Raw genomic sequence first — 24,762 nt, forward strand, 5'->3', positions numbered from 1 at the left:
ATGAAGAGAAAAAAGCTCAAGATTGTTGTACTGCTGCTGCTCCTGGCGTTGGCTTCGCTGTATTGGGGGCATCAGCGGATTGAACGCTTTGCCGATACTCCACTGGCGATTGGGCAGGAAACCTACTTCAAACTGCCCGCAGGCACTGGCCGTGTGGCGCTGGAAGGGCTGCTGGTACGCGACAAGCTGATCCACAATGGCCGTTGGTTCCCGTGGTTACTGCGCCTGGAGCCGGAACTGGCCGAATTCAAGGCTGGTACCTACCGTTTAACCCCGGGGATGACGGTGCGCCAGATGCTGAAACTGTTGGCGAGCGGCAAAGAAGCCCAGTTCAGCGCGCGTTTTATCGAGGGTTTGCGTCTGAAAGATTGGTTGCAGGTGCTGCAAGAGTCCAAATACGTCAAGCATACCCTGGCAGGTAAAAGCGAGGCGGAGATCGCCAAGGCGCTGGGGCTGCCGGAAGGTGGCGTGCTGGAAGGTCGTTTGTATCCAGATACCTATCTCTATACGGCGGGAACCACCGATCAGGCATTGTTAAAGCGCTCGCAGCTGCGGATGTACAAGGCATTGCAGGACGTTTGGCATGCGCGAGACACCAGCTTGCCCTACAAAACGCCGGAAGAGTTGTTGACGATGGCTTCGATCGTTGAGAAAGAGACTGCCGTAGCGGAGGAACGCACCAAGGTCGCTTCGGTGTTTATCAATCGCCTGCGTTTGGGCATGCGTTTGCAAACCGATCCTACCGTGATCTACGGCATGGGCGACAGTTATACCGGTAACATCACCCGAAAGGATCTGGAGACGGCAACTCCCTATAACACCTATGTGATCAGCGGCCTACCGCCAACGCCGATCGCCATGCCGAGCCGTGCTTCATTGGAAGCTGCCGCCAATCCGGCTAAAACCGATTATTTGTACTTTGTTGCCGACGGAAAGGGTGGCCATACGTTCACCACCAACCTGGCAAGCCATAATGCTGCGGTGCGTGTCTATCGGCAGGTACAAAAGGAAAAGAATGAAAAGTAACTTTGTAGTGATTGAAGGGTTGGAAGGCGCGGGTAAAACCACCGCGCGCAATACCGTGGTCAACGTGCTAAACGAGCAGGGTATTAACGACATTGTATTTACCCGTGAACCGGGCGGTACGCCACTGGCGGAGAAGCTGCGCGAGCTGTTTAAATGCGGCGCAGATGGCGATTTGCCGACCATCAAGGCGGAACTGCTGATGATATATGCCGCGCGGGTGCAACTGGTGGAAACCGTGATCCAACCGGCGTTGGCGCGGGGAGCCTGGGTGGTAGGCGATCGTCACGATCTTTCCGCACAAGCCTATCAGGGCGGGGGCCGGGGAATCGACCCACACTTGATGAGTTCGCTGCGTGATACGGTATTGGGTGACTTCCGCCCCGACCTGACCCTTTATCTCGACTTACCGCCGTCGGTGGGCCTGCAAAGGGCGCGCGCGCGCGGAGAGTTGGACCGTATTGAGCAAGAAGCGCTGCCGTTCTTTGAACGTACCCGCGCGCGCTATCTTGAACTGGCGGCTCAGGATGCGAGCATCGTTACCATAGATGCGGCACAAACGCTGGAACAGGTCACTGCCGATATTCGCCAGGTGGTTGTACAGTGGCTGCAACAGCAGGAAGGAGCGTAATGAACTGGTACCCGTGGCTTAACGCTCCCTATCGTCATTTGGTGGGGCAGTATGCGGCTGGGCGTGGCCATCACGCATTACTGCTGCATGCGGCGGTGGGCAACGGCGATGCTGAGCTACTCTATGCCCTGAGCCGTTGGCTGATCTGCCAAAAGCGCAATGGTGAAAAGAGCTGCGGTGAGTGCCACAGCTGCCGGTTGATGCTGGCAGGCAACCATCCGGACTACCACGTACTGGCTCCGGAAAAGGGCAAAAGTAGCTTGGGTATCGAACCGATCCGCCAAGTGATTGAGGTCCTCTATTCCCATGCCCAGCAGGGGGGAGCCAAGGTGGTGTGGCTATCGCAGGCAGAACTGTTGACCGAGGCCGCCGCCAACGCCTTGCTGAAAACCCTGGAAGAGCCTCCGGCCAATACCTACTTCCTGCTAGGCTGCCGTGAGCCCTCACGCCTGTTGGCGACGCTGCGTAGCCGCTGTTTCTACTGGCATCTGGCCAGCCCAGATGAACAGCTTAGTCTGCAATGGCTTAACCGCCAGGGTGTGGGCAATCCGGTCGATCGTCTGACCGCATTACGCTTGCATGACGGTGCTCCACTCGCTGCCGAACAGTTGCTGCAACCGAATCGCTGGCAACAGCGGGCCGCACTGTGTAACGCCTTGAGCGCCGCTTTGCCGCAGTGCGATATGTTGGCCCTGTTGCCGGCACTGAACCATGACGACGTGGCGGACCGGCTACACTGGTTATGCGCGCTACTGATGGATGCTATGAAATACCAGCAGGGTGCCGCGAACTATGCTCTGAACCAGGATCAATTGCCGCTGGTCCAGCAGTTGGCCAGCCGTTTGAGCAGCGTTTCGCTCCAGCAAATCATGCAGCAGTGGCTTAACTGCCGCCATCAGTTACTCAGCGTGGTCGGCGTTAATCGCGAGCTGTTGCTGACAGAACAGTTACTCGGTTGGGAGCAGATGCTCGGCACTACCGGTTACTCATCCCCTCATTCGTTGTAAAAGAGTTAATTATCATGTTATTAGTAGATTCTCACTGCCACCTCGACAGCCTGGACTTCGCCACCTTGCACCACAGCGTGGAAGATGCCCTGGTCAAAGCCAAAGCGCAGGATGTGGGCTTTGTACTGGCGGTTGCCACCACGCTGCCGGGTTACCAGGCGATGACCCAACTGATCGGTCAACGTAACGATGTCGCCTTCTCCTGTGGCGTTCATCCGTTGAATCTGGAGGGGGGCTACGATTATGCCGAACTGCGCAGTCTGGCAGCGGCAGAGCAGGTGGTTGCCCTGGGGGAAACCGGGCTGGATTACTTTTATCAGAAAGACAATATCCCGTTACAGCAAGAGTCGTTCCGCCAACATATTCGTATTGGCCGGGATCTCAACAAGCCGGTGATTGTGCATACGCGTGACGCGCGTGACGATACGTTGGCCATTCTGCGCGAAGAGAACGCACAGGATTGCGGCGGCGTGCTGCATTGCTTCACCGAAGATTTGCCAACGGCGAAAGCCTTGCTCGATCTGGGCTTCTATATCTCGTTCTCCGGCATTGTCACTTTCCGTAACGCCGAGCCGCTGCGCGAGGTAGCCCGCTATGTGCCATTGGATCGCATGCTGGTGGAAACCGACTCGCCATACCTGGCGCCGGTACCTCATCGCGGCAAAGAAAACCAACCCGCCTATGTGCGTGACGTCGCAGAATACCTGGCCGTGTTGAAGGGCGTCAGCCTGGAAAACCTGGCGCAGGCGACCACTGCCAACTTTTCACGTTTGTTTCACATCGAACTCTGATCCTTCGTCTAGGCTTAGCGAAACGCTGGCGATAATCTAATTCTTTTTAAGCTCGTAATTAATCCTCGAAACGGGTAATGTTCCCACCCGTTTCAGGGGAGCGGCCGGGCAAATTTTCATCTTTCTTCACAAAAAGTAGACGATTTTTGAAAAATGGCCGGTCAGATTCATCGAAACGTGACTGCCATCAAACATTGTTCAGGGTATTTATTTTACTCTGCGTAAAAATTAAAGGGGTGCTCAGACACCCTGAAAATGCAGGGGTTTTCTCTCCCCCCTCTGCAACGCGAAAATTCGCGAGAAGTAGCAAAGCACTATTACTCAGGAGCACACTCAACTATGTTCAAGAACGCATTTGCCAACCTGCAAAAAGTAGGTAAATCGCTGATGCTGCCGGTTTCCGTATTGCCTATCGCAGGTATCCTGCTGGGCGTCGGTTCCGCCAACTTTAGCTGGCTACCGCTGGTAGTCTCACACGTGATGGCGGAAGCCGGCGGTTCCGTATTCGCCAATATGCCGTTGATCTTCGCTATCGGTGTTGCCCTGGGCTTCACTAACAACGACGGCGTTTCTGCATTGGCCGCGGTAGTGGCTTACGGCATCATGGTGAAAACCATGGCCGTGGTTGCGCCGCTGGTGCTGCATTTGCCAGCCGAAGAGATTGCGGCCAAACACCTGGCGGATACCGGTGTGCTCGGGGGATTATCTCCGGTGCCATTGCTGCCTACATGTTTAACCGCTTCTTCCGTATTCAACTGCCAGAATACCTGGGCTTCTTTGCCGGTAAGCGTTTTGTGCCGATCATCTCTGGTCTGGCCGCTATCATTCTGGGTGTGATCCTCTCCTTCATCTGGCCTCCAATCGGTACGGCTATCCAGACCTTCTCCGAGTGGGCGGCTTATCAGAACCCAGTAGTAGCATTCGGTATCTACGGTTTTGTTGAGCGTGCGCTGGTACCGTTTGGTCTGCACCACATCTGGAACGTTCCGTTCCAAATGCAGATTGGCGAATATACCAATGCGGCCGGTCAAGTGTTCCACGGCGACATTCCGCGTTACATGGCGGGTGACCCAACTGCGGGTATGCTGTCTGGTGGCTTCCTGTTCAAAATGTATGGTCTGCCTGCTGCCGCGATTGCCATCTGGCACTCAGCCAAGCCGGAAAACCGTGCCAAAGTCGGCGGTATCATGATCTCCGCTGCACTGACCTCGTTCCTGACCGGTATTACCGAGCCGATCGAGTTCTCCTTCATGTTCGTTGCGCCGATCCTGTACGTAATCCATGCGATCCTGGCCGGTCTGGCGTTCCCAATCTGTATTCTGTTGGGTATGCGTGACGGTACCAGCTTCTCACACGGTCTGATCGACTTCATCGTACTGAGCGGCAACAGCAGCAAAATCTGGCTGTTCCCAATCGTTGGTGTCATCTACGGTCTGGTGTACTACACCATCTTCCGCGTGCTGATTGCCAAACTGGATCTGAAAACTCCTGGCCGTGAAGACAATGCTTCCGAGCAGGTGACTCAGGGTGGTTCTGAAATGTCTGCTGCGCTGGTTCAGGCATTCGGCGGTAAAGAGAACATCACCAACCTGGATGCCTGTATTACCCGTCTGCGCGTTAGCGTGGCCGACGTATCCAAGGTTGACCAGGCTGGTCTGAAGAAACTGGGTGCTGCCGGTGTGGTTGTGGCTGGCTCAGGCGTTCAGGCGATCTTTGGTACCAAATCCGACAACCTGAAAACCGATATGGATGAATACATCCGTAACCACTGATTCAGGTAGGGGAGTTAATGGGGAGACTTAGGTCTCCCTTTTTTTATGCACTTTTCTGAGCTAGTCACCGTTATTGACATGAGTTCGGTATTAAGTTTATATCCGGTAGTACAAAAAATTAGCATCATGAAGCCAGCCAGAAGGACATTGGCGATGAAAAAATACTCTTATCCTTATCTTTTTGGTGTGACGATATTATTTTTGGGATTCGTTTTTGGGATGATGCTATGGCATGGTGAGATCTATCGTCAAACCTTTCTGAATCGTACAAGTGTGCGTTATATGCTTGTGACGGCGCTGGCACTGGCTTTGCTTATCTCACTTTTGATTATCAGACGTGGCGTGTTTAACAGCAGTAAATTTGTTGATTATATCAAGCTGTATGCCGCTATCAGCATCGTAACGGCGCTTGTCGCTATCATGTTGTTAATAACGGTCACTTACTATCTCCCCGGTAAAACATCTTCATATACTACGACGTATTCCTATGCCTACGGGAGTCGCAGCAGCTGCGCTGGGGCAGAAGTTAATGATGCAGATTTAGGCATAAGTATTAGAGTATGTCATCCCGTAGGTAACTATGATTTTAATAACAAGATATATATTGAAAAACGAACTAATGCCCTTGGTATGGTAGTGACTTACGCTATAACTTTCCCTTAAAGGTGGCACGTCGTCGATAATAAGTGGCTTTTGGGAAGGGGATAGCGGTAGTTAAAGGCGGGGGAAGTCTTCTTTTTTGATGGAAGGGGTGCTCATGGATCTCAGCTCAAACAACCAACAGGCGGGGCAAGCCCCGCCATTGGGTTGCCTTACCTTACGGATTCGTAAGCCATCATGGCCGCAACCTCCGTTTCTCCGCTACGAATGCGGATCTCACAGAGTCTTTTCCTGGTCATCCAGGTAAACACCAGTACGGTGATACAGAGAATAACCAGGGCCATTACTACTAATTTTTGCGGCATGATAGCCTCCTTGTCCTTGCCTTTCGGCGGGTAAGAGGCTACCTTTATGGTGTTCATGCATAAGAGTGGCCTCGGGTTGATTTACATCGATTCGGGGCTTTTCTCTTTCTATCCCTTGCTAATGCTCAGGACAAAAAGATCCAGAGCACCCACGTGAATTTTACCCCTAATCCTGCCTGGTAATAAATCAGCGCTTTGGTACATATAACAAGTAAGCTGAACCGGCTCAGTGCTCATCCTTGTTATTTGTTGTTTATTGGTTTTTTGCCCGTTTCTTGCGGTGACTAACCTCTATATAAAACATTTATTTTTTTACACCTATTTTTCTTATATATGCTATGGCGGCTGCGGGCTCTTTTGTATGGGATTGTTTAACAAAATAGGGAGGGGCGCTCATGGATCTCTGCTCAAACAACCAACAGGCGGGGCAAGCCCCGCCGTTGGGTTGCCTTACCTTGCGGATTCGTAAGCCATCATGGCCGCAACCTCCATTTCTCCGCTACGAATGCGGATCTCACAGAGTCTTTTCCTGGTCATCCAGGTAAACACCAGTACGGTGATACAGAGAATAACCAAGGCCATTACTACTAATTTTTGCGGCATGATAGCCTCCTTGTCCTTGCCTTTCGGCGGGTAAGAGGCTACCTTTATGGTGTTTGGGCATAAGAGTGGCCTCGGGTTGATTTACATCGATTCGGGGCTTTTCTCTTTCTATCCCTTGCTAATGCTCAGGACAAAAAGATCCAGAGCACCCACGCGAATTTTAACAGTAATCCCGCCTGGTAATAAATCAGCGCTTTGTTACATAGAACAATTAAGCTGAACCGGCTCAGTGCTCATCCTTGTTATTTGTTGTTTATTGTTTTTTTGCCCGTTTCTTGCGGTGACTAACCTCTATATAAAACATTTATTTTTTTACACCTATTTTTCTTATATATGCTATGGCGGCTGCGGGCTCTTTTGTATGGGATTGTTTAACAAGATAGGGAGGGGCGCTCATGGATCTCTGCTCAAACAACCAACAGGCGGGGCGAGCCCCGCCGTTGGGTTGCCTTACCTTGCGGGTTCGTAAGCCATCATGGCCGCAACCTCCGTTTCTCCGCTACGAATGCGGATTTCACAGAGTCTTTTCCTGGTCATCCAGGTAAACACCAGTACGGTGATACAGAGAATAACCAGGGCCATTACTACTAACTTTTGCGGCATGATAGCCTCCTTGTCCTTGCCTTTCGGCGGGTAAGAGGCTACCTTTATGTTGTTGGAGCATAAGAGTGGCCTCGGGTTGATTTACATCGATTCGGGGCTTTTCTCTTTTTGTCCCTTGCTAATGCTCAGGACAAAAAGATCCAGAGCACCCACGCGAATTTTACCCCTAATCCTGCCTGGTAATAAATCAGCGCTTTGGTACATATAACAAGTAAGCTGAACCGGCTCAGTGTACATCCTGCTTAATTTGTTGGTTTTTTTCCCTGTTTATTGCGATGCTGATGGCAGTCCATAGATCGCAGCAAAAGAGGGAACAATGCCCAACCCATCCGTGCTCAAACCACCAACGTTGATCGGCAATCAAATCGAACTTCGGCCATTGCAGCCAGAGCACCGTGAGGCAATGCTGAGCGCGGCTGCTGATGGCGAACTGTGGAACCTGAAGGTTACCGCAGTGCCGAGTACCAGCACGATCGACAGCTATATCGCCACCGCCGTGGCAGGCCGTGATGCTGGTTCCATGCTGCCGTTTGTCATTGTTCAGCAGGCTAGCGGGCGCATTATCGGCAGCACCCGTTTCTGGAAGATCGACCGGACTAATCGCAAAATGGAAATCGGCCACACCTGGTTGAGCCAATCGGTGCAGCGCACCGGCGTGAATACCGAAGCGAAATACCTACTGCTCGGCTATGCCTTTGAAGTATTACAGGCGGTACGGGTACAGTTCACCACCGACGAACTGAACGACAGGTCACGCGCGGCAATTCTGCGGATTGGTGCCAAGCAGGAGGGGATTGTACGCCATGAACGCATCATGCCCGACGGGCGTAAACGTAACTCGGTCAGGTTCAGCGTTATCGATGATGAATGGTGTGAGGTGAAAGCCAGGCTGGAAGTTTTGCTGAAGCGCTAAACTCGAGGAGCAAACAGTGGCATGATCTCAACGGGCGCAGCATGCAGCGCCCCTACAGCAGCCTTTCAACTCCGCGCTAAATTCCCCACGCCACCGTCGATCAGCAGTTCACTTCCCACCATGTAGCTGGACTCTTCAGACGCGAGAAATACGGCGGCTTTGGCCAATTCCAGCGCGGTCCCCATGCGGCCAATCGGCACCAGCGCGCGGATCTCTTCGCGTAATGCTTGCTCAGCCTGTGCCGGCAAACCCAGCTTGCCCAGCGCTGGGGTTGCCGTTGGGCCAGGGCTGAGGCCGTTGACGCGAATACCGCGCGGGTGCAGTTCGGCAGAAAGCGAACGCGCCAAAGACAAAATTCCGGCTTTACTGGCGGCATAGACGCTGCTTTGCGCCAAGCCAATATGCGCGCTGACGGAACCACACAGGATCACCGAGGCAGGATTGCCCAGCAACGGTAACAGGGCTTGGATCAAAAACAGAGGGCCTTTGAGATTGGTGTTCATCAGTTGGTCATAACGCTGCTCATCCCATTCCTGTAACGGCAGGTGGGTGACATCACCGGCGTTGATATACAAGATATCCAACCGGGGCCAGCTTTTAGCCAACTGCGCGGCCAAAATCGGCTGTTGGCCGATATCCCCGGCGTCATTGTGCAACAGCACGACATCCCCAAGCATTTCGCCAGCCGCTGTTAACCCGCTTGCGCTGCGCCCGGTGATCGCCACGGTCGCTCCTTCGGCAATAAACTGCCGGGCCGTCTCCAGCCCGATGCCGCTGGTTCCCCCGGTAATCAACGCGTATTTACCTGCTAATCGTGACATAACCCTTCCTCTCGTTGGTCAGTTACGCCATTATTGGTCTGTCAGTACCTTTTGCATAGTAGGTACCATTTGGATACTAAAGGACAAGGTGGGATGCAATGGCGTCAACAGTAAAAGGGCAGGTTGAAAAAATTTTTCCATTACCACCTGCGGGGGAGCCGTGCCCGATGGTGAGCTTCGTCAATTTGGTTTCGGGCAAATGGGCCATCCCAATCCTGTATCGCCTGATGGTGATCGACGGCCCGATACGCTTTAGCGAATTACAGCGCGCGGTAGCCCCCATCGCGCAAAAAGAACTGACGCGTCAGCTCCGCCAGTTTGAACAATGCGGTCTTGTCACTCGCCAGGTGTTTCCAGAGGTGCCACCACGGGTGGAGTACCAGATAACGCCGCTGGGTAAAACGCTGCGCCCCACGTTGGACTCGTTGGCCGCTTGGATGCGTGACCATGCGCCTCAGTTGATCGTTAGCCAATAACCGCCGGTAAACTCGTAAGGTTGAGTGATTCTCCATCACTCGATACGGAAAGTGCGCAATCGGGTTGATAGCAGTAGAATTTGTCACGATACTGCGTAAACCAATATTTTCGCTGAACAAGGAGTTCCAGATGGCCGAAGAAACGATTTTCAGTAAAATTATTCGCCGTGAAATCCCTGCCGATGTGGTCTACCAGGACGAACTGGTCACCGCATTTCGTGATATTTCCCCACAGGCGCCGACCCATATCCTGATCGTGCCGAACGTGCTGATCCCAACGGTGAACGACGTGACCGTGGAACACGAAGCCGCATTAGGCCGTATGATCACCGTGGCGGCCAAAATTGCCGAGCAGGAAGGGATTGCCGAAGACGGCTACCGCCTGCTCATCAATTGCAATCGTCACGGCGGGCAAGAGGTCTATCATATTCATATGCATTTAGTTGGTGGGCGCGCTCTGGGCCCGTTGTTGTCACGTTAACCGAGGAAGACCATGCGCTATATTCACACGACGCGTTACTTGATGGCGCTGGTGCTCCCCGCCGCGATGCTGATGGGCTGTAGCAGTCCGAAGGGCATCTCGGTCAATGAACGGCAAACGGTGGTGATGGATTCACCGGTACTGACGGCGGGTATTCTGGCGGATAACCCGTCTATTGCTGACGCATCTGGCCGCCTGCGGGCCAGTTCGGTGCTCAGCAACACCCAGACGACGCCGGTGACCCTCCACTATCGTTTCTACTGGTATGACAAACAGGGGCTGGATATCCTGCCTTTTGAACAGCCGCGCACGGTCACCGTTGCCGCCAATTCAGACACCGAGATTTATTCGTTGAATGGCAACCTTGATGCCAAGCGTGTACGTCTGTATTTATACTTATAAGTTTTGGGTTACGTTGGAGAAGGTAATGAAAAAGTTCCTATGGGTGGCGCTGGCCGCGTTGGTGTTAACCGGTTGTCCATCACGCCCGCCAGAGCCTACGGCACCGGTGACGGTAGAGCCACAGCCGCAACCAGAGCCTCAGCCTGAACCGTTGCCACCAACCACCGAGCCGGTGCCACAGCCGCCGAAGATCCAGCAGCTTGACTGGCTGGGCAGCGTGCAGCCGTTGGTCAATCAGATGCTGAAGGCCGATGGCGTCACGCCTGGCAGCGTATTGCTGTTGGACAGCGTGAAGAACAATACCAATGGCTCATTGAGCATCGGCAATGCCACTTCGGCGCTGCACCAGGCTTTGGCATCCAACAAGACCTTTGCCGTCGTGCCGGAAGCGCAGTTGGCGAGCGCCAAACAGACGCTGGGCCTGTCGGCGGAAGATAGCCTCGGGTCGCGCAGCAAGGCGATTGGCTTGGCGCGTATCGTCAACGCGCAATACGTCTTGTATAGCGCCGTCAGTGGCGATGTGAAGTCACCGGCGATGGAAATGCAGCTGATGTTGGTACAAACAGGTGAGATCGTCTGGTCAGGCAATGGCGACGTCAAATACTGAATCCCAGCTGCGGCGACTCTTGAGTAACAGACTGCCGGCGGTAAATACCGCCGGTTGTCATTTTAGCCTGGTACAAGGGTTGAGCGGCGAGAGCTGGCGGATCGACAGTGGCGATGTGCAACTGCTGGCCCGTCCGCAGACGCCGGAAAAACGCATGCTCGGCGTTAACCGTCGGCGTGAGGGGCAAGTGCTGAAGCGCGCTGGATTGGGCATAGGTCCAAAGGTGTGGTTACAGAGCCCTGAGTGGCTGATCGTCGAATGGCTTGCCGGTGAGAGCGTTGATGAAACGGCGTTTGCTTCCTTAACGGCCAACGGGGAGTTGGCAGAGCTGACCGCCCGGTTGCATAACCGTGGGTTGAGTGGTTACCGGCTGGATTTGCAACAGCAATTTACCCGCTATTGGCAGCAAATCGATCGCAGGCGTCTCACGCCAGCCTGGCTGCGTTGGCAGCGCTATTTCATCAACGGTACCATGCCGCGCCCGTTGCAGTTGGCAACGCTGCATATGGATATTCATGCCGGCAATCTGCTGCGACAGGCCGGGCAGCTCAGGTTGATCGACTGGGAATATGCTGCCGATGGCGATATCGCCCTGGAGCTGGCGGCGATGTTTCGCTTCAATCAATTTTCCCCGGCTGTGCAACAACGCTTTTTGGAGCAATACCAACCCCACGGCTATGCCGATTTGCCGCAGTTGGCCTCACAGGTCCAGCGTTGGTTGCCGTGGGTGGATTACCTGATGCTGATGTGGTGTGAAGTGCGCTGGCAGCAGTGTCGGGATGCGGAATTTTTGCGTTGGGGCGCAGCGTTATACCAGCGTTTTTGTTTATCATCGTCAAACTAATCATGAATACTGATGTGAGGTGGCCGTGGGCCCAGTAATGCTAGATGTCGTCGGCTATGAGCTGGACGCAGAAGAACGCGAGATTTTAAAACACCCGCTGGTAGGGGGCCTGATCCTGTTTACCCGCAACTTTGCCGATCCGCAGCAGTTGCGTGAGCTGGTTCGCCAAATTCGCGCGGCCTCGCGTTCGCGGTTGGTGGTGGCAGTGGATCAGGAAGGCGGGCGCGTGCAGCGTTTTCGCGAAGGTTTTACCCGCTTACCGGCGGCGCAGTCCTTTGCGGCGCTCAACGATGCCCAGGAAGGCGGGCGTTTGGCTCAGGAAGCTGGCTGGTTGATGGCCTCGGAAATGATTGCCCAGGATATCGATATCAGTTTCGCCCCGGTATTGGACATCGGCCACGCCAGCGCGGCGATTGGCGAACGTTCTTTCCATAGCGATCCGCAGCAGGCGTTAGTGATGGCTGAACGCTTTATCCAGGGGATGCACAGCGCCGGGATGAAAACCACCGGCAAGCATTTCCCAGGGCATGGCGCAGTCACGGCGGACTCGCATAAAGAAACTCCGCGCGATCCACGGCCATTGGCCCAAATCCGCGAACATGATATGACTATCTTCCGTGAGCTGATCCAACGCGGATTGCTGGATGCCATCATGCCAGCCCATGTTATCTATACTGAAGCAGATCCGCGCCCGGCCAGCGGTTCACCTTACTGGCTGCAGCAAATCTTGCGTCAGGAGCTAGGCTTTGAGGGCGTGATCTTCTCTGACGATCTGTCGATGGAAGGGGCGGCGATCATGGGCAGCTATGCCGAGCGTGGCCAGGCGGCGCTGGATGCCGGTTGCGATATGATCCTGGTCTGTAATAATCGGGCAGGGGCGGTCAGCGTGTTAGATAACCTGTCCCCGGTCAAAGTAGAGAAGTTGCAGCGGTTATATCATCGCGGTCAGTTCACCCGTCAGGAACTGCGCGATTCCGACCGTTGGCAAAAGGCGCATCATGCGCTGAGTCAATTGCATGAACGCTGGGAAGAGCATAAGCAACGCTCAGCGGGGTGAACGGCCAGGGCGCCGCAAGAAGGCGGCGTTAATAATGGGGGCTGCCAGCGGCCTCCAGCTTGTTGCGAGGAACCACATGATTATTTATTTGCATGGCTTCGATTCCACCAGTCCCGGCAATCATGAAAAGATTATGCAGTTACAGTTCATCGATCCGGACGTGCGCTTTATCAGCTACAGCACTTTGCATCCGCGCCATGATATGCAGCATTTATTGAAAGAGGTGGACAAGGCGGTTCAGCAGGAAGGGGATGCCCATCCTCTGATTTGCGGCGTGGGTCTTGGGGGCTTTTGGGCCGAACGTATCGGATTTTTGTGCGGCATCCGTCAGGTGATCTTCAACCCGAACCTGTACCCGGAAGAACATATGCACGGCAAGATCGACCGGCCGGAAGAGTATCGCGATATCGCCACCAAATGCGTGGAAGATTTCCGTGAGAAGAACCGCGATCGCTGCCTGGTGGTGCTTTCTCGCCAGGATGAAGTGTTGGACAGCCAGCGTAGTGCCGAGTTGTTGCACAAGTATTATGAAATCGTCTGGGATGAACAGCAGAGTCACAAGTTTAAAAACATCTCGCCACACCTTCAGCGTATCAAGGCATTCAAGACGCTGGCGTAACAGTTTTATAACGCATAACCAAGCCGTGAACGTTGTTCCTAAAGGGCAGCAATTGCGGCTTTTTTGTTTTTGTCGAGCCGGTTTTCGCCGCTTGGCAGCAAAATGCAAAACTGTGATCTCACGCTAACTATTTGAATCACAATCCTCAAAAAAGCCCTTCGTCCAGCCTTTAACCAAAAAACTTTGACGTATATCAATTTTGGTATGACCAAATAACCTCTCGTGCTATTCTGGCCTCAGATTGCAGGTTTAACTTAAGCGAACCCTATGTATTCTAAGGATATTATTTATTTACCCTTAGGCAACAATTGGTTCACATTCAGGGGGTCATTTTGACAACGCCAAAGAAGAAAATCGTTATTGTCGGCGGTGGTGCCGGTGGTTTGGAGCTGGCAACCAGCCTGGGCCATAAACTGGGTCGTAAGCATAAAGCGGAGATCACGCTGGTGGATCGCAACCACAGCCATTTGTGGAAGCCGTTGCTGCATGAAGTGGCTACCGGCTCCCTGGATGACGGTGTGGATGCGTTGAACTACCTGGCGCATGCGCGTAATCACTTCTTCAACTTCCAACTGGGTTCACTGGTCAACATTGACCGTGAAAAGAAAACGCTGCAGTTGACGCAGATCTGCGATGAGCAGGGCTGCCAGCTGGTTCCCGCCCGCGAGTTGAGCTACGACATCCTGGTGATGGCGCTCGGCAGCACCTCGAACGACTTTGGTACCCCAGGGGTAAGAGATAACTGCATCTTCCTGGATAACCCGAATCAGGCGCACCGTTTCCATAACGAGATGTTGAACCTGTTCCTCAAGTTCTCTGCCAATCCGGAAGAAAAGGAGAGCGTGAATATTGCCATCGTGGGTGGTGGGGCTACCGGCGTTGAGCTGTCGGCAGAACTGCATAACGCGGTCAAACAGCTGCACAGCTACGGCTTTGAAGGGCTGGATAACAGCGCCTTGAAGGTTACCCTGGTTGAAGCCGGTGAGCGTATTCTGCCAGCGCTGCCGCCGCGTATTTCCGCAGCGGCGCACCAGGAGCTGAACAAGCTTGGCGTACGCGTATTAACCAATACCATGGTGACCAGTGCCGATGAGCATGGCTTGAACACCAAAGGCGGCGAATTTATCAATGCCGATCTGATGGTGTGGGCGGCGGGCATCAAGGCTCCGGACTTTATGAAAGAGATTGCCGGGCTGGAAACCAACCGCATCAATCAGCTGGTGGTTGAGCCAACGCTGCAAACCACCCGTGATGCCAACATCTTTGCCATTGGTGACTGCGCTTCCTGCCCGCGTGAAGGCGGCGGTTTTGTGCCACCACGGGCACAGTCTGCCCACCAGATGGCATCACGTTGCTACAGCAACATCCTGGCGATGATGCACGATCAGCCGATGAAGCCTTACGTTTATAAGGATCACGGTTCACTGGTCTCGCTTTCCCGCTTCAGCACCGTAGGTAGCCTGATGGGTAACCTGATGCGCGGTTCGATGATGGTCGAAGGGCGTATCGCCCGCGTGGTGTATATTTCGCTGTACCGTATGCACCAGGTAGCGCTGCATGGCTATACCAAAACCGGCCTGATGATGTTGGTGGGTGGGATCAACCGCGTGATCCGTCCGCGCTTGAAGATGCACTGATGTTTTAACCCGCTTGTTCGGTTGATGAAAACCCACGTAGGTTTGCCGCGTGGGTTTTTTAATGCCATGAGAAAGGGGACAGGTAGGGATAGGATTCTTCTCAATTCATTGGTTTTGGCCCATTTTCAGTGCGTTTTGCTCATTGAGTCTTATTGCGAGGGTGAACTTCCTTGTGCAGACTTTAGGGAGTTTACAGACGGCGCGTCACGCACGCCGTAAACCGGGGGATCGCCAGCGATCGCTGCGAGCTTGCCCGGTGCATAATGCGTGGTAACACATTCAGGAGGATTTCCTGTGAACAAATCAATGTTAGCCGGTGTTGGGATTGGTATTGCAGCCGCTCTGGGAATTGCTGCCGTAGCTGGTCTGGACGTATTCACTCCCGGCCCACAATATGCGCAGGTTCTCGCCGCAACACCGATCAAAGAAACCATCAAAACCCCTCGGCAGGAGTGCCGGAACGTCACGGTGACCCATCGTGCACCGGTTCAGGATGAAAACCGCATCGCTGGTTCCGTGCTGGGGGCGGTTGCCGGGGGGTGATTGGTCACCAGTTTGGCGGTGGCCGGGGCCGTGATGTTGCGACCGTGGTAGGTGCGTTGGGTGGTGGGTATGCCGGTCACCAGGTGCAGGGGGCCTTGCAAGACAACGACACGACCACCAGCACGCAGCAGCGCTGCAAAACGGTGTATGACAAATCGCAGAAAATGCTGGGCTATGACGTGACTTACAAGATTGGCGACCAGCAGGGCAAAATCCGCATGGATCACGATCCAGGCACCCAGATCCCGCTGGATAAAAGCGGCCAGTTGGTGCTGACCAAGGTCTAATATTCAGAGTTTACCCCTCACCCCAACCCTCTCCCACAGGGAGAGGGAGCCGTTCTGGCGTCGTCGTCAGGCACAGCGATCCCTGCCGAAGTGAGCCTTTCCGGTGTCTTAATCAAGTACTGTGGTCGATCTTTCCCCCCTTAAAAGGGGGCTGGAATGGTGCGGTAATCAGGTAAGATTTGTAGGCTATGAGCGAACTCGGTCAGCCCCCTCTCCCACAGGGAGAGGGAGCCGTTCTGGCGTCATCGTCAGGCACAGCGATCCCTGCCGAAGTGAGCCTTTCCGGTGTCTTAATCAAGTACTGTGGTCGATCTTTCCCCCCTTAAAAGGGGGCTGGAATGGTGCGGTAATCAGGTAAGATTTGTAGGCTATGAGCTAACTCGGTCAGTCCCCTCTCCCTGTGGGAGAGGGTTAGGGTGAGGGGACATTGACCATCAAACTGCCAAAGTATGCTCTCTGAACGCCGCCAGCAGCTCGCCGATAAACTTCAGTCGTTCGACCCGGTCGCTAAGATCCAGCATAAACTTCAGCTTGGTCGGCCCATCTAGGCGGTAAACCTGCGGTTTGCTTTGCAGCAAGCCAATCAGATAACCCGGATCGACCCGGTTCTTCTCGCCAAACTCGATAAAGCCCCCGCGTTCGTTGCCTTCGATACGCTTGATCCCCAGTATCTGCGCCTGTTGACGCATCGCCGCGCTTTGCAGCAGATTACGCGCCGCATCCGGCAGCAGGCCAAAGCGATCGATCAGCTCGACTTTCAGCTCCTCCAGTTCACCCTCATTTTTAGCGCTGGCAATGCGTTTATAGAAGGACAAACGGGTGTTCACGTCCGGGATAAAGTCATCGGGCAGCAGTGCTGGCATGCGCAGTTCCACTTCCGTCTGATTGCTGGTGAGATCTTCCAGCGAAGGCTCTCGCCCGTTCTTCAGGGCGTCGACGGCGCTTTCTAACAGCTCCATATACAGCGAGAAGCCCACGGTGGTCATCTGGCCGCTCTGATCTTCCCCCAGCAGCTCGCCGGCACCGCGGATTTCCAAATCGTGGGTGGCGAGCGCGAACCCGGCCCCCAAATCTTCCAGCGAGGCAATCGCTTCCAACCGCTTGTGTGCGTCGGTGCTCATGACCTTCGGGTTTGGCGTTAACAGATAAGCATAGGCCTGATGGTGCGAACGCCCGACGCGACCACGCAGCTGATGCAGCTGCGCCAAGCCAAAGCGGTCGGCCCGTTCGATAATGATGGTATTAGCGCTGGGGATATCGATGCCGGTTTCAATAATGGTGGTACAGACCAGCACGTTGAAGCGCTGGTGGTGGAAATCGTTCATCACCCGTTCCAGATCGCGTTCCCGCATCTGGCCGTGGCCAATGGCAATCCGCGCTTCTGGCACCAGCTCCGCCAGGCGTTCGGCGGCCTTATCGATATTCTCGACGTCGTTATACAGGTAATACACTTGGCCGCCGCGCAGTACCTCACGCAGGATGGCCTCGCGCACCACCAGGCTGTCGTACTCGCGGACAAAGGTTTTCACTGCCAGACGGCGGGCTGGTGGGGTAGCAATGATCGACAGATCGCGCATGCCGCTCATGGCCATATTCAGGGTTCGCGGGATTGGCGTGGCGGTTAACGTCAGAATATCTACGTCTGCACGCATTGCCTTGATGCGCTCTTTGTGGCGTACGCCAAAGCGGTGTTCTTCATCAACCACCAACAGCCCCAGATCTTTCCAGCGCAGATCACTCTGCAATAGCTTATGGGTGCCAATGAGGATATCGACTTTGCCCTCGGCCGCCTCTTCCAGGATCTGCTGCTGCTCTTTGGCGCTGCGAAAACGCGACATCATCTCGATGCGGATTGGCCAGGTGGCAAAGCGATCGCGGAAGTTGTCGAAGTGCTGTTGTGCTAACAGGGTTGTCGGCACCAGTACCGCGACCTGTTTCCCGTTTTCGACGGCCAGGAAGGCGGCACGCATCGCCACTTCGGTTTTACCAAAGCCAACGTCGCCGCACACCAGACGGTCCATCGCCAGCGGCTGGCACATATCGCTCAGTACCGCGTTGATGGCCTGTTCCTGATCCGGCGTGGTCTCAAACGGGAAGGTCTGGCAGAACAGCTGATACTGCTCACGATTATGTTTGAACGCAAAACCGCTCTTGGCGGCACGTTGGGCATAGATGTCCAACAGCTCGGCGGCCACGTCGCGCACGCGTTCGGCAGCTTTCTGCCTGGCTCTCGACCACACATCTCCACCAAGACGGTGGAGCGGGGCATTTTCGTCGGCTCCCCCGGCATAGCGGCTGATCAGGTGCAGGGAAGAAACCGGCACGTACAGCTTGTCCTCACCGGCATAGGAGAGGATCAGATATTCGGCTTTGATCCCCCCGGCTTCCAGCGTCGTCAGGCCAACGTAGCGGCCAACGCCGTGTTCCAGATGTACCACCGGCTGCCCTGGGTGCAGCTCTGCCAGGTTGCGGATCAGGGTATCGGTATTGATGGTCCGGCGATTATCCTGCCGACGGCGGCTGACGCGTTCACCGAGCAGATCGCTTTCACAGATCAACGCCCGGTCACGCAGCGTATCGAGGAAGCCACGCTCGGAAGCACCGACCATCATGTAACGGCCCGATGCTTCGACCTCATCCAGATGGTGGATCAGGCTGGTACTCAGCTTGATGCGGCCAAGCAGATCTTGCAGGGTTTCGCGGCGGCCTTCACTCTCTACCGAGAAGACCACGCCACCGGTGAAGCTTTCAATAAAGCGCCGCAGATTATCCAGCGGGGCTTTCTGCTGGGCCTGCACGGCCAGATCCGGCAGGGTTTGATAGCCCAGGTTGGTGCAACCGGCTTTGGCAGGCAGTTCCTCGGTTTTCAACGCCATCCGCGGCCAGGCTTTCAGCTCGGCAAATAGTGCATCGACTCGCAGCCATAGGGTATCCGGGGCCAGCAGCGGCCGCATCGGATCGATCCGCCGGTTCTCATAGCGTTGATTGACATCAAGCCAGAAACGCTCGGCGGCGCCTTCCAGATTTCCAGTGTTGACGAGCAGCATATTGGCTGGCAGATAGCTGAACAAGGAAGGCAGTGGCTGGCTGAAGAACAGCGGTTGCCAGTATTCGATACCGGCAGGCCAGGTGCCTTTACTCACTTGCTGATAAATATGTTCGGCGTCGCGACGCACTTCAAACTGTTCACGCCACTGGCTGCGGAACAGCTCAATGGCGGCCTTATCGGTCGGGAACTCGTGCGCTGGCAGCAGGTTGATGGCTTCCACTTCGCTCAACGTGCGTTGGTTATCCACGTCAAAGGTGCGCAGGCTGTCGATCTCGTCGTCGAAAAAGTCGATGCGATAAGGCTCTTCGCTGCCCATGGGATACAGATCCAGCAGCGCACCGCGCGTAGCAAATTCGCCATGCTCCATTACCTGATCGACACTGCGGTATCCCGCCTGTTCCAACTGTGCTCGCAGCAGATCCCGCGATAGTCGTTGGCCCTTTTTCATCACCAACGCATGGCCATGCAGGAACTCATGCGGGCAGACGCGTTGCATCAGCGTATTCACCGGCAGAATGATGATGCCGCGTGCCATGGTCGGCAGATGATACAGGCTGGAAAGCCGCGCCGAGATGATTTCCTGGTGGGGCGAGAAGCTGTCGTATGGCAGCGTTTCCCAGTCCGAAAGGGTAGTCACCATCTGGTCGGTAAACTGCTGGATTTCGTCACGCAGCCGCAACGCATTTTGCATATCCGGGGCGATGAGCATCACCGGGCCGGGATGGCGTTCGGCGATTTCGGCGCATTCAACGGCACAGGCAGAACCGGTGAGCTGCCCTAGCTGGCGTAAATCGCCCGCGCGTTCAGGAAGAGAGTAACGGTAGGAGGATGCGGAGCTGCGGTTATTATCAGAAATGCTCATTCAGTTATCTTTAATCAATGAATTGAATAACAGTTTTTGTGGTGTTCACCGTGGCACTTGACGCGTGAATACCACAAAATCCTGTTGACCTGGTGTTTGGCTAAAACTAACCCGTTCTCCCTCACCCCAACCCTCTCCCCAAGGAGAGGGGGCTGGAACGGAGTTGCGGTTAGGTACGGAGTATGGCTGTGGCACATTCGGTTCCCTCTCCCTTTGGGAGAGGGTTAGGGTGAGGGGACTATCAAGTGGTTCAAGCCCATCACCTTTTTACCTTGGTTATACTAGCCCAGCGGCTGAGAAACTGACACCGGTAAAAGCGCGAGCAAGCTTCCTGTTGGCGGTAATTTAATCAATCCTGTGCCATGGCGAGGTACTGGCCGATTTTATCGACGTCCACGTTACCACCGCTGACGATCACCCCGACTTTTTTACCCCGCAGATCGATGACCTGATTCATCGCCGCAGCGGCAGCCAGGCAACCGGTCGGTTCGACTACCATCTTCATCCGCTCCATAAAGAAACGCATTTGCTGGCATAGCTGTTGGTCGGTCACCGTCAGAATATCTTCCACATAGTGTTGAATGATCGGGAAGGTGAGATTGCCCACCTGCTGGGTCTGTGCGCCGTCGGCAATGGTTTTCGGGACTGGGATCCACACTTTTTCACCGCTGCGGAACGCCTGTTGCACATCGTTGCCCGCTTCGGGTTCGACGCCAAATACCCGGCAACCGGGCGACCAGTGATGTGCTGCAATGGCGCATCCAGAGAGCAACCCGCCGCCACCGGTACAAACCAGCAGAATATCCAACGGGCCAACTTCTTCGATCAACTCTTTAGCTGCGGTGCCTTGGCCAGCCATCACCTGCGGATAATCGTAAGGTGGGATCACCGTTAAGCCCTTTTCCGCCGCTAACCGTTGGGTGATGGCTTCCCGGTCTTCGGTTTGCCGCTGATAGATCACCACGTTAGCTCCATAGCCGCGTGTTGCCGCCAGTTTGGCGGCGGGGGCGTCATGTGGCATCACGATGGTGACGCTTACCCCAAGCTCACGGGCCGCCAACGCCATGGCCTGCGCATGGTTACCGGATGAGAAGGCTATCACTCCGGCCTGGCGCTGGGCTGGGGTCAACTGGCTGATGGCGTTATAGGCCCCACGGAATTTAAAGGCCCCAATGCGCTGGAAATTCTCGCATTTGAAAAAGAGCTGGGCACCGGCGATCTCATCCGCCTGGCGGGAAGTCATTACCGGCGTGCGGATCGCGTGGTTTTGCAGGATTTCGGCCGCTTTGGCAATATCGGCGGCGGTGATGCAGTGGGGCTTAACGGTCATGGCTACCTCATGTGGTTGGCATTGATTCGTTCAGTCTATTAATTTGCCCGTTGTAAACGGATTGTCAAACGGTTAAACGGCTGTCAGCGGAAACAACCGTGTCTTCAGGATGTTCAAAATCAGGCATTTTCTGTAAACCCGTGCAAACATGATGAATAAAACCGGCCGGGTGGTTCCATAAACCCGGTAGAGCCTTTATTATCCTTGATCACTTTGCTTAAGCTACGGCAACAAAACGGATTTCATGTATCAACCTGTCGCGTTATTTATTGGCCTGCGTTATATGCGCGGGCGAGCCTCAGACCGCTTTGGGCGGTTTGTTTCCTGGCTATCCACCATTGGCATTACGCTGGGGGTGATGGCGTTGGTGACGGTGCTTTCAGTGATGAATGGCTTCGAGAAAGATCTCGAAAACAACATCCTGGGGCTCATGCCGCAGGCGCTGCTCACCAGCAAACAGGGTTCAATCAACCCTGAACAGCTGCCAGCCTCTGCCGTGCAAAACCTGCATGGTGTCACCCGGGTCACCCCGCTGACTACCGGCGATGTGGTGCTGCAAAGTGCTCGCAGCGTGGCCGTTGGCGTCATGTTGGGGGTTGACCCGCAGCAGCCCGATCCGCTGACGCCTTATCTGGTCAACGTTAAACAGCAACAGCTGCAACCTGGCGAGTACAACCTGATTATCGGTGAGCAGCTTGCCGGGCAGTTGGGCGTCAAGCGTGGCGATCAACTGCGTCTGATGGTGCCGAGCGCCAGCCAGTTTACCCCGATGGGCCGCATCCCGAGCCAACGTCTGTTCACCGTGATTGGTACCTTCCACGCCAATAGTGAAGTGGACGGTTATCAGTTGCTGGCGAACCAGCAAGACGCTTCACGTCTGCTGCGTTACCCGGCGGGCAATATCACCGGTTGGCGTCTGTTCCTGCAACAGCCGTTGAGCGTTGACACCCTTAGTCAGCAAACGCTGCCGGAAGGCACTCAGTGGAAAGACTGGCGTGAGCGTAAGGGAGAGCTGTTCCAAGCGGTGCGCATGGAGAAAAACATGATGGGGCTGTTGCTTAGCCTGATCGTGGCGGTGGCGGCATTCAATATCATTACCTCGCTGGGCCTGTTGGTGATGGAGAAGCAGGGCGAAGTGGCCATTCTGCAAACCCTGGGCCTGACGCGGCGGCAGATCATGTCGGTCTTTATGGTGCAGGGGGCTAGCGCCGGGATTATCGGCTCATTGCTGGGAACGCTATTAGGCGTTCTGCTTGCCACCAATCTAAACAACCTGATGCCAATCCTTGGCGCGTTGATCGACGGGGCTTCTCTGCCGGTGGCGGTTGACCCTATCCAGGTCACGATCATTGCCGTAGTGGCGATGGCGGTCTCGCTGTTATCCACGCTTTACCCTTCATGGCGCGCTGCCGCCGTACAACCCGCTGAGGCTTTACGTTATGAGTAACCATCCTTTATTGCAGTGTGAGCGCCTGTGTAAAACCTATCAGGAAGGCAACCTGCATACCGACGTGCTGCGCAATGTCAGTTTTGCCATGCAACCGGGCGAGATGATGGCGATCGTCGGCAGCTCGGGTTCCGGTAAAAGCACCTTGTTGCATCTGCTGGGGGGCTGGATTCGCCCACCTCGGGTGAGGTTATCTACAAAGGGCAGTCGTTGAACAAGCTTTCTTCCACTGCCAAAGCGGAGCTGCGCAACCGCCAGCTCGGCTTTATCTATCAGTTCCATCATCTGCTGCCAGATTTCACCGCGCTGGAGAACGCCGCGATGCCGCTGCTGATCGGCGGCATGAAACCGGCGCTGGCGAAGGAAAAGGCGCTGGAGATGCTGGCGGCCGTGGGCTTGGAAAAACGTAGCAAACATCGCCCGTCCGAGCTTTCCGGCGGTGAACGTCAGCGCGTGGCGATTGCCCGTGCGTTGGTGAATAACCCTTCGCTGGTGTTGGCGGATGAGCCTACCGGCAACCTGGATAAACGCACCGCAGACAGCATCTTCGATTTGCTGGGCGAATTGAACGTACGCCAGGGCACCGCATTTTTGGTGGTCACCCACGATCTGCAACTTGCTAAGCGCCTGAGCCGCCAGTTGGAAATGGCAGACGGCCATCTACAGGCGCAACTGACCCTGATGGGGGCCGAGTAATGAGCGCTTCGCCACTTTCATTGCTGATGGCGCTGCGTTTTAGCCGTGGCCGGCGGCGCGGCGGCATGGTTTCGTTAATCTCGGTGATCTCCACCATCGGCATCGCGCTGGGCGTGGCGGTGCTGATCGTCGGGTTGAGCGCGATGAACGGCTTCGAACGTGAACTGCAAAACCGTATTCTGGCGGTGGTGCCGCACGGCGAGATCGAACCGGTCAAACAACCGTTCACCGGCTGGCCGGAGATCCTGCAACGGGTCGAAAAGGTTCCGGGCATTGTGGCTGCGGCACCCTATATCAACTTTACCGGGCTGATGGAAAATGGTGCTCAGCTACGCGCCGTGCAGGTAAAAGGCGTCGATCCTGCGCAGGAAAAACAGCTCAGCGCGCTGCCAAGTTATGTGCAGGGCGATGCCTGGGCAAACTTCAAAAGCGGTGAGCAGCAGGTGATCCTGGGCAAAGGGGTGGCTGACGCTCTGGGCGTGAAGCAGGGCTCTTACGTCACTGTGATGATCCCCAACAGCGATCCTGAGATGAAGCTGCTGCAGCCGAAGCGTATTCGCCTGCATGTCACCGGTATTCTGCAACTTAGCGGCCAGCTCGATCACAGCATGGCTATGGTGCCGTTGGCGGATGCCCAGCAATATCTGGATATGGGTGACAGTGTCACCGGTATCGCCATCAAGGTCAACGACGTGTTCGCCGCTAACAAGCTGGTGCGTGACGCCGGAGAAGTCGCCGATGCCACCGTCTATATCAAGAGCTGGATTGGCACCTACGGCTTTATGTATCGCGACATTCAGATGATCCGCGCCATCATGTATCTGGCGATGGTGCTGGTGATCGGCGTGGCCTGTTTCAACATTGTTTCCACCCTGGTGATGGCGGTGAAGGACAAGAGCGGCGACATTGCCGTGCTGCGTACGCTGGGAGCCAAAGACGGCTTTATCCGCGCAATCTTTGTCTGGTATGGCTTGTTGGCCGGGCTGGTAGGTAGCCTTAGTGGAGTAGTGGTTGGAGTGATCGCCTCGCTACAGTTGACCAATATCATCAAGGGCATCGAAAAGCTGATGGGCCACTCTTTCTTGTCTGGCGATATCTACTTTATCGATTTCCTGCCGTCCGAGCTGCACTGGCTTGATGTGGCGATCGTACTGGGTACGGCAATCGTGCTTAGCCTGCTGGCCAGTTGGTATCCGGCAAGACGTGCCAGCCGCATCGATCCGGCCCGCGTATTGAGCGGGCAGTAATAAAAACCTGGGGCCAGTAGCGGGCCCCATTTTTTTACCCTGAGGGCGA

22 protein-coding genes and 3 pseudogenes are annotated in these 24,762 nt (G+C 55.0%); 19 read left to right on the forward strand and 6 right to left on the reverse strand.

What is annotated here, in order from left to right; translation table 11 throughout:
* The 6 genes and pseudogenes from mltG (at nt 1) to D9980_RS04985 (ending at nt 5,887) form a co-directional block, all read left to right on the forward strand.
* Nucleotides 1-1,026, forward strand: coding sequence for an endolytic transglycosylase MltG (gene mltG, locus D9980_RS04960; protein WP_065685095.1), 1,026 nt, complete (start codon nt 1-3; stop codon nt 1,024-1,026).
* Complete coding sequence (tmk, locus tag D9980_RS04965) at nt 1,016-1,654, forward strand: dTMP kinase (RefSeq protein ID WP_021804713.1); 639 nt, start codon at nt 1,016-1,018, stop codon at nt 1,652-1,654. The genes mltG and tmk overlap by 11 nt, the downstream gene beginning before the upstream one ends.
* Nucleotides 1,654-2,661 carry a DNA polymerase III subunit delta' gene (gene holB / locus D9980_RS04970; protein ID WP_046808177.1) on the forward strand — a complete coding sequence of 336 codons (1,008 nt, stop codon included), beginning with the start codon at nt 1,654-1,656 and terminating at the stop codon, nt 2,659-2,661. The genes tmk and holB overlap by 1 nt, the downstream gene beginning before the upstream one ends.
* A 14-nt stretch (nt 2,662-2,675) precedes the next feature.
* Nucleotides 2,676-3,452, forward strand: a complete 777-nt coding sequence (locus D9980_RS04975; protein WP_121606589.1) for a metal-dependent hydrolase — start codon at nt 2,676-2,678, stop codon at nt 3,450-3,452.
* A gap of 339 nt (nt 3,453-3,791) precedes the next feature.
* Nucleotides 3,792-5,224 (forward strand): annotated as a pseudogene (gene ptsG / locus D9980_RS04980) (PTS glucose transporter subunit IIBC).
* 153 nt (nt 5,225-5,377) lie between these two features.
* Complete coding sequence (locus tag D9980_RS04985) at nt 5,378-5,887, forward strand: hypothetical protein (RefSeq protein WP_121606590.1); 510 nt, start codon at nt 5,378-5,380, stop codon at nt 5,885-5,887.
* Between the two features lie 149 nt (nt 5,888-6,036).
* On the opposite strand, the gene D9980_RS04990 is transcribed toward D9980_RS04985, so the two are convergent.
* From D9980_RS04990 to D9980_RS05000, 3 genes are all read right to left on the reverse strand, one after another.
* The gene (locus tag D9980_RS04990) at nt 6,037-6,189 is read right to left on the reverse strand and encodes a type I toxin-antitoxin system Hok family toxin (protein WP_115158366.1); all 153 of its coding nucleotides are present in this window, start codon (nt 6,187-6,189) and stop codon (nt 6,037-6,039) included.
* Between the two features lie 450 nt (nt 6,190-6,639).
* Entirely contained in the window at nt 6,640-6,792 is a 153-nt protein-coding gene (locus tag D9980_RS04995) for a type I toxin-antitoxin system Hok family toxin (RefSeq protein ID WP_121606591.1), read from the reverse strand.
* A gap of 450 nt (nt 6,793-7,242) precedes the next feature.
* Entirely contained in the window at nt 7,243-7,395 is a 153-nt protein-coding gene (locus D9980_RS05000; protein WP_121606592.1) for a type I toxin-antitoxin system Hok family toxin, read from the reverse strand.
* A 316-nt stretch (nt 7,396-7,711) separates the two neighbouring features.
* On the opposite strand from D9980_RS05000, the gene D9980_RS05005 reads away from it, so the two are divergent.
* Nucleotides 7,712-8,308 carry a GNAT family N-acetyltransferase gene (locus tag D9980_RS05005; RefSeq protein ID WP_121606593.1) on the forward strand — a complete coding sequence of 199 codons (597 nt, stop codon included), beginning with the start codon at nt 7,712-7,714 and terminating at the stop codon, nt 8,306-8,308.
* A gap of 65 nt (nt 8,309-8,373) precedes the next feature.
* Here the strand turns inward: D9980_RS05005 and D9980_RS05010 are convergent, their stop codons facing one another.
* On the reverse strand, nt 8,374-9,129 hold the full coding sequence (locus D9980_RS05010) for an SDR family oxidoreductase (protein WP_121606594.1): 756 nt from the start codon (nt 9,127-9,129) through the stop codon (nt 8,374-8,376).
* A gap of 98 nt (nt 9,130-9,227) precedes the next feature.
* On the opposite strand from D9980_RS05010, the gene D9980_RS05015 reads away from it, so the two are divergent.
* The 9 genes and pseudogenes from D9980_RS05015 to D9980_RS05055 all read left to right on the forward strand — a co-directional run bounded on the left by D9980_RS05015 (nt 9,228) and on the right by D9980_RS05055 (nt 16,082).
* Complete coding sequence (locus D9980_RS05015) at nt 9,228-9,605, forward strand: helix-turn-helix domain-containing protein (RefSeq protein ID WP_121606595.1); 378 nt, start codon at nt 9,228-9,230, stop codon at nt 9,603-9,605.
* A gap of 130 nt (nt 9,606-9,735) precedes the next feature.
* On the forward strand, nt 9,736-10,086 hold the full coding sequence (gene hinT, locus D9980_RS05020) for a purine nucleoside phosphoramidase (protein ID WP_021178295.1): 351 nt from the start codon (nt 9,736-9,738) through the stop codon (nt 10,084-10,086).
* A 12-nt stretch (nt 10,087-10,098) separates the two neighbouring features.
* Entirely contained in the window at nt 10,099-10,488 is a 390-nt protein-coding gene (locus D9980_RS05025) for a YcfL family protein (RefSeq protein ID WP_065685911.1), read from the forward strand.
* Between the two features lie 25 nt (nt 10,489-10,513).
* A complete protein-coding gene (lpoB, locus tag D9980_RS05030; RefSeq protein ID WP_024485954.1) occupies nt 10,514-11,095 on the forward strand; it encodes a penicillin-binding protein activator LpoB in 582 nt (193 codons plus the stop codon).
* Nucleotides 11,076-11,939: a phosphotransferase gene (locus D9980_RS05035; protein WP_121606596.1), complete on the forward strand. Its 864-nt coding sequence runs from the start codon at nt 11,076-11,078 to the stop codon at nt 11,937-11,939. Before lpoB ends, D9980_RS05035 begins: the two co-directional genes overlap by 20 nt.
* A 37-nt stretch (nt 11,940-11,976) precedes the next feature.
* Nucleotides 11,977-12,996 carry a beta-N-acetylhexosaminidase gene (gene nagZ, locus D9980_RS05040; RefSeq protein ID WP_121606597.1) on the forward strand — a complete coding sequence of 340 codons (1,020 nt, stop codon included), beginning with the start codon at nt 11,977-11,979 and terminating at the stop codon, nt 12,994-12,996.
* A gap of 76 nt (nt 12,997-13,072) precedes the next feature.
* Nucleotides 13,073-13,615 carry an alpha/beta hydrolase YcfP gene (gene ycfP, locus D9980_RS05045; RefSeq protein WP_024485957.1) on the forward strand — a complete coding sequence of 181 codons (543 nt, stop codon included), beginning with the start codon at nt 13,073-13,075 and terminating at the stop codon, nt 13,613-13,615.
* A 332-nt stretch (nt 13,616-13,947) separates the two neighbouring features.
* Nucleotides 13,948-15,252 (forward strand): NAD(P)/FAD-dependent oxidoreductase, encoded by a 1,305-nt coding sequence (locus D9980_RS05050; protein ID WP_024485958.1) that lies wholly within the window; start codon nt 13,948-13,950, stop codon nt 15,250-15,252.
* Between the two features lie 294 nt (nt 15,253-15,546).
* Nucleotides 15,547-16,082: pseudogene (locus D9980_RS05055) on the forward strand (glycine zipper 2TM domain-containing protein).
* Between the two features lie 434 nt (nt 16,083-16,516).
* Here D9980_RS05055 and mfd read toward each other — a convergent pair.
* Together mfd and D9980_RS05065 are read right to left on the reverse strand one after the other, a co-directional pair.
* Nucleotides 16,517-19,993, reverse strand: a complete 3,477-nt coding sequence (gene mfd / locus D9980_RS05060; RefSeq protein ID WP_121606598.1) for a transcription-repair coupling factor — start codon at nt 19,991-19,993, stop codon at nt 16,517-16,519.
* A 349-nt stretch (nt 19,994-20,342) separates the two neighbouring features.
* Nucleotides 20,343-21,323 (reverse strand): threo-3-hydroxy-L-aspartate ammonia-lyase, encoded by a 981-nt coding sequence (locus D9980_RS05065; protein WP_121606599.1) that lies wholly within the window; start codon nt 21,321-21,323, stop codon nt 20,343-20,345.
* A gap of 244 nt (nt 21,324-21,567) precedes the next feature.
* On the opposite strand from D9980_RS05065, the gene lolC reads away from it, so the two are divergent.
* The 3 genes and pseudogenes from lolC to lolE all read left to right on the forward strand — a co-directional run bounded on the left by lolC (nt 21,568) and on the right by lolE (nt 24,713).
* Nucleotides 21,568-22,770: a lipoprotein-releasing ABC transporter permease subunit LolC gene (gene lolC / locus D9980_RS05070; protein ID WP_121606600.1), complete on the forward strand. Its 1,203-nt coding sequence runs from the start codon at nt 21,568-21,570 to the stop codon at nt 22,768-22,770.
* A pseudogene (gene lolD / locus D9980_RS05075) lies at nt 22,763-23,466 on the forward strand (lipoprotein-releasing ABC transporter ATP-binding protein LolD). The gene lolC and the pseudogene lolD overlap by 8 nt, the downstream one beginning before the upstream one ends.
* On the forward strand, nt 23,466-24,713 hold the full coding sequence (lolE, locus tag D9980_RS05080; RefSeq protein WP_121606601.1) for a lipoprotein-releasing ABC transporter permease subunit LolE: 1,248 nt from the start codon (nt 23,466-23,468) through the stop codon (nt 24,711-24,713). The pseudogene lolD and the gene lolE overlap by 1 nt, the downstream one beginning before the upstream one ends.
* Nucleotides 24,714-24,762: the final 49 nt, after the last annotated feature.

It is taken from the genome of Serratia sp. 3ACOL1 (assembly GCF_003668775.1).
Taxonomy (GTDB): Bacteria; Pseudomonadota; Gammaproteobacteria; order Enterobacterales; family Enterobacteriaceae; genus Chania; species Chania fonticola.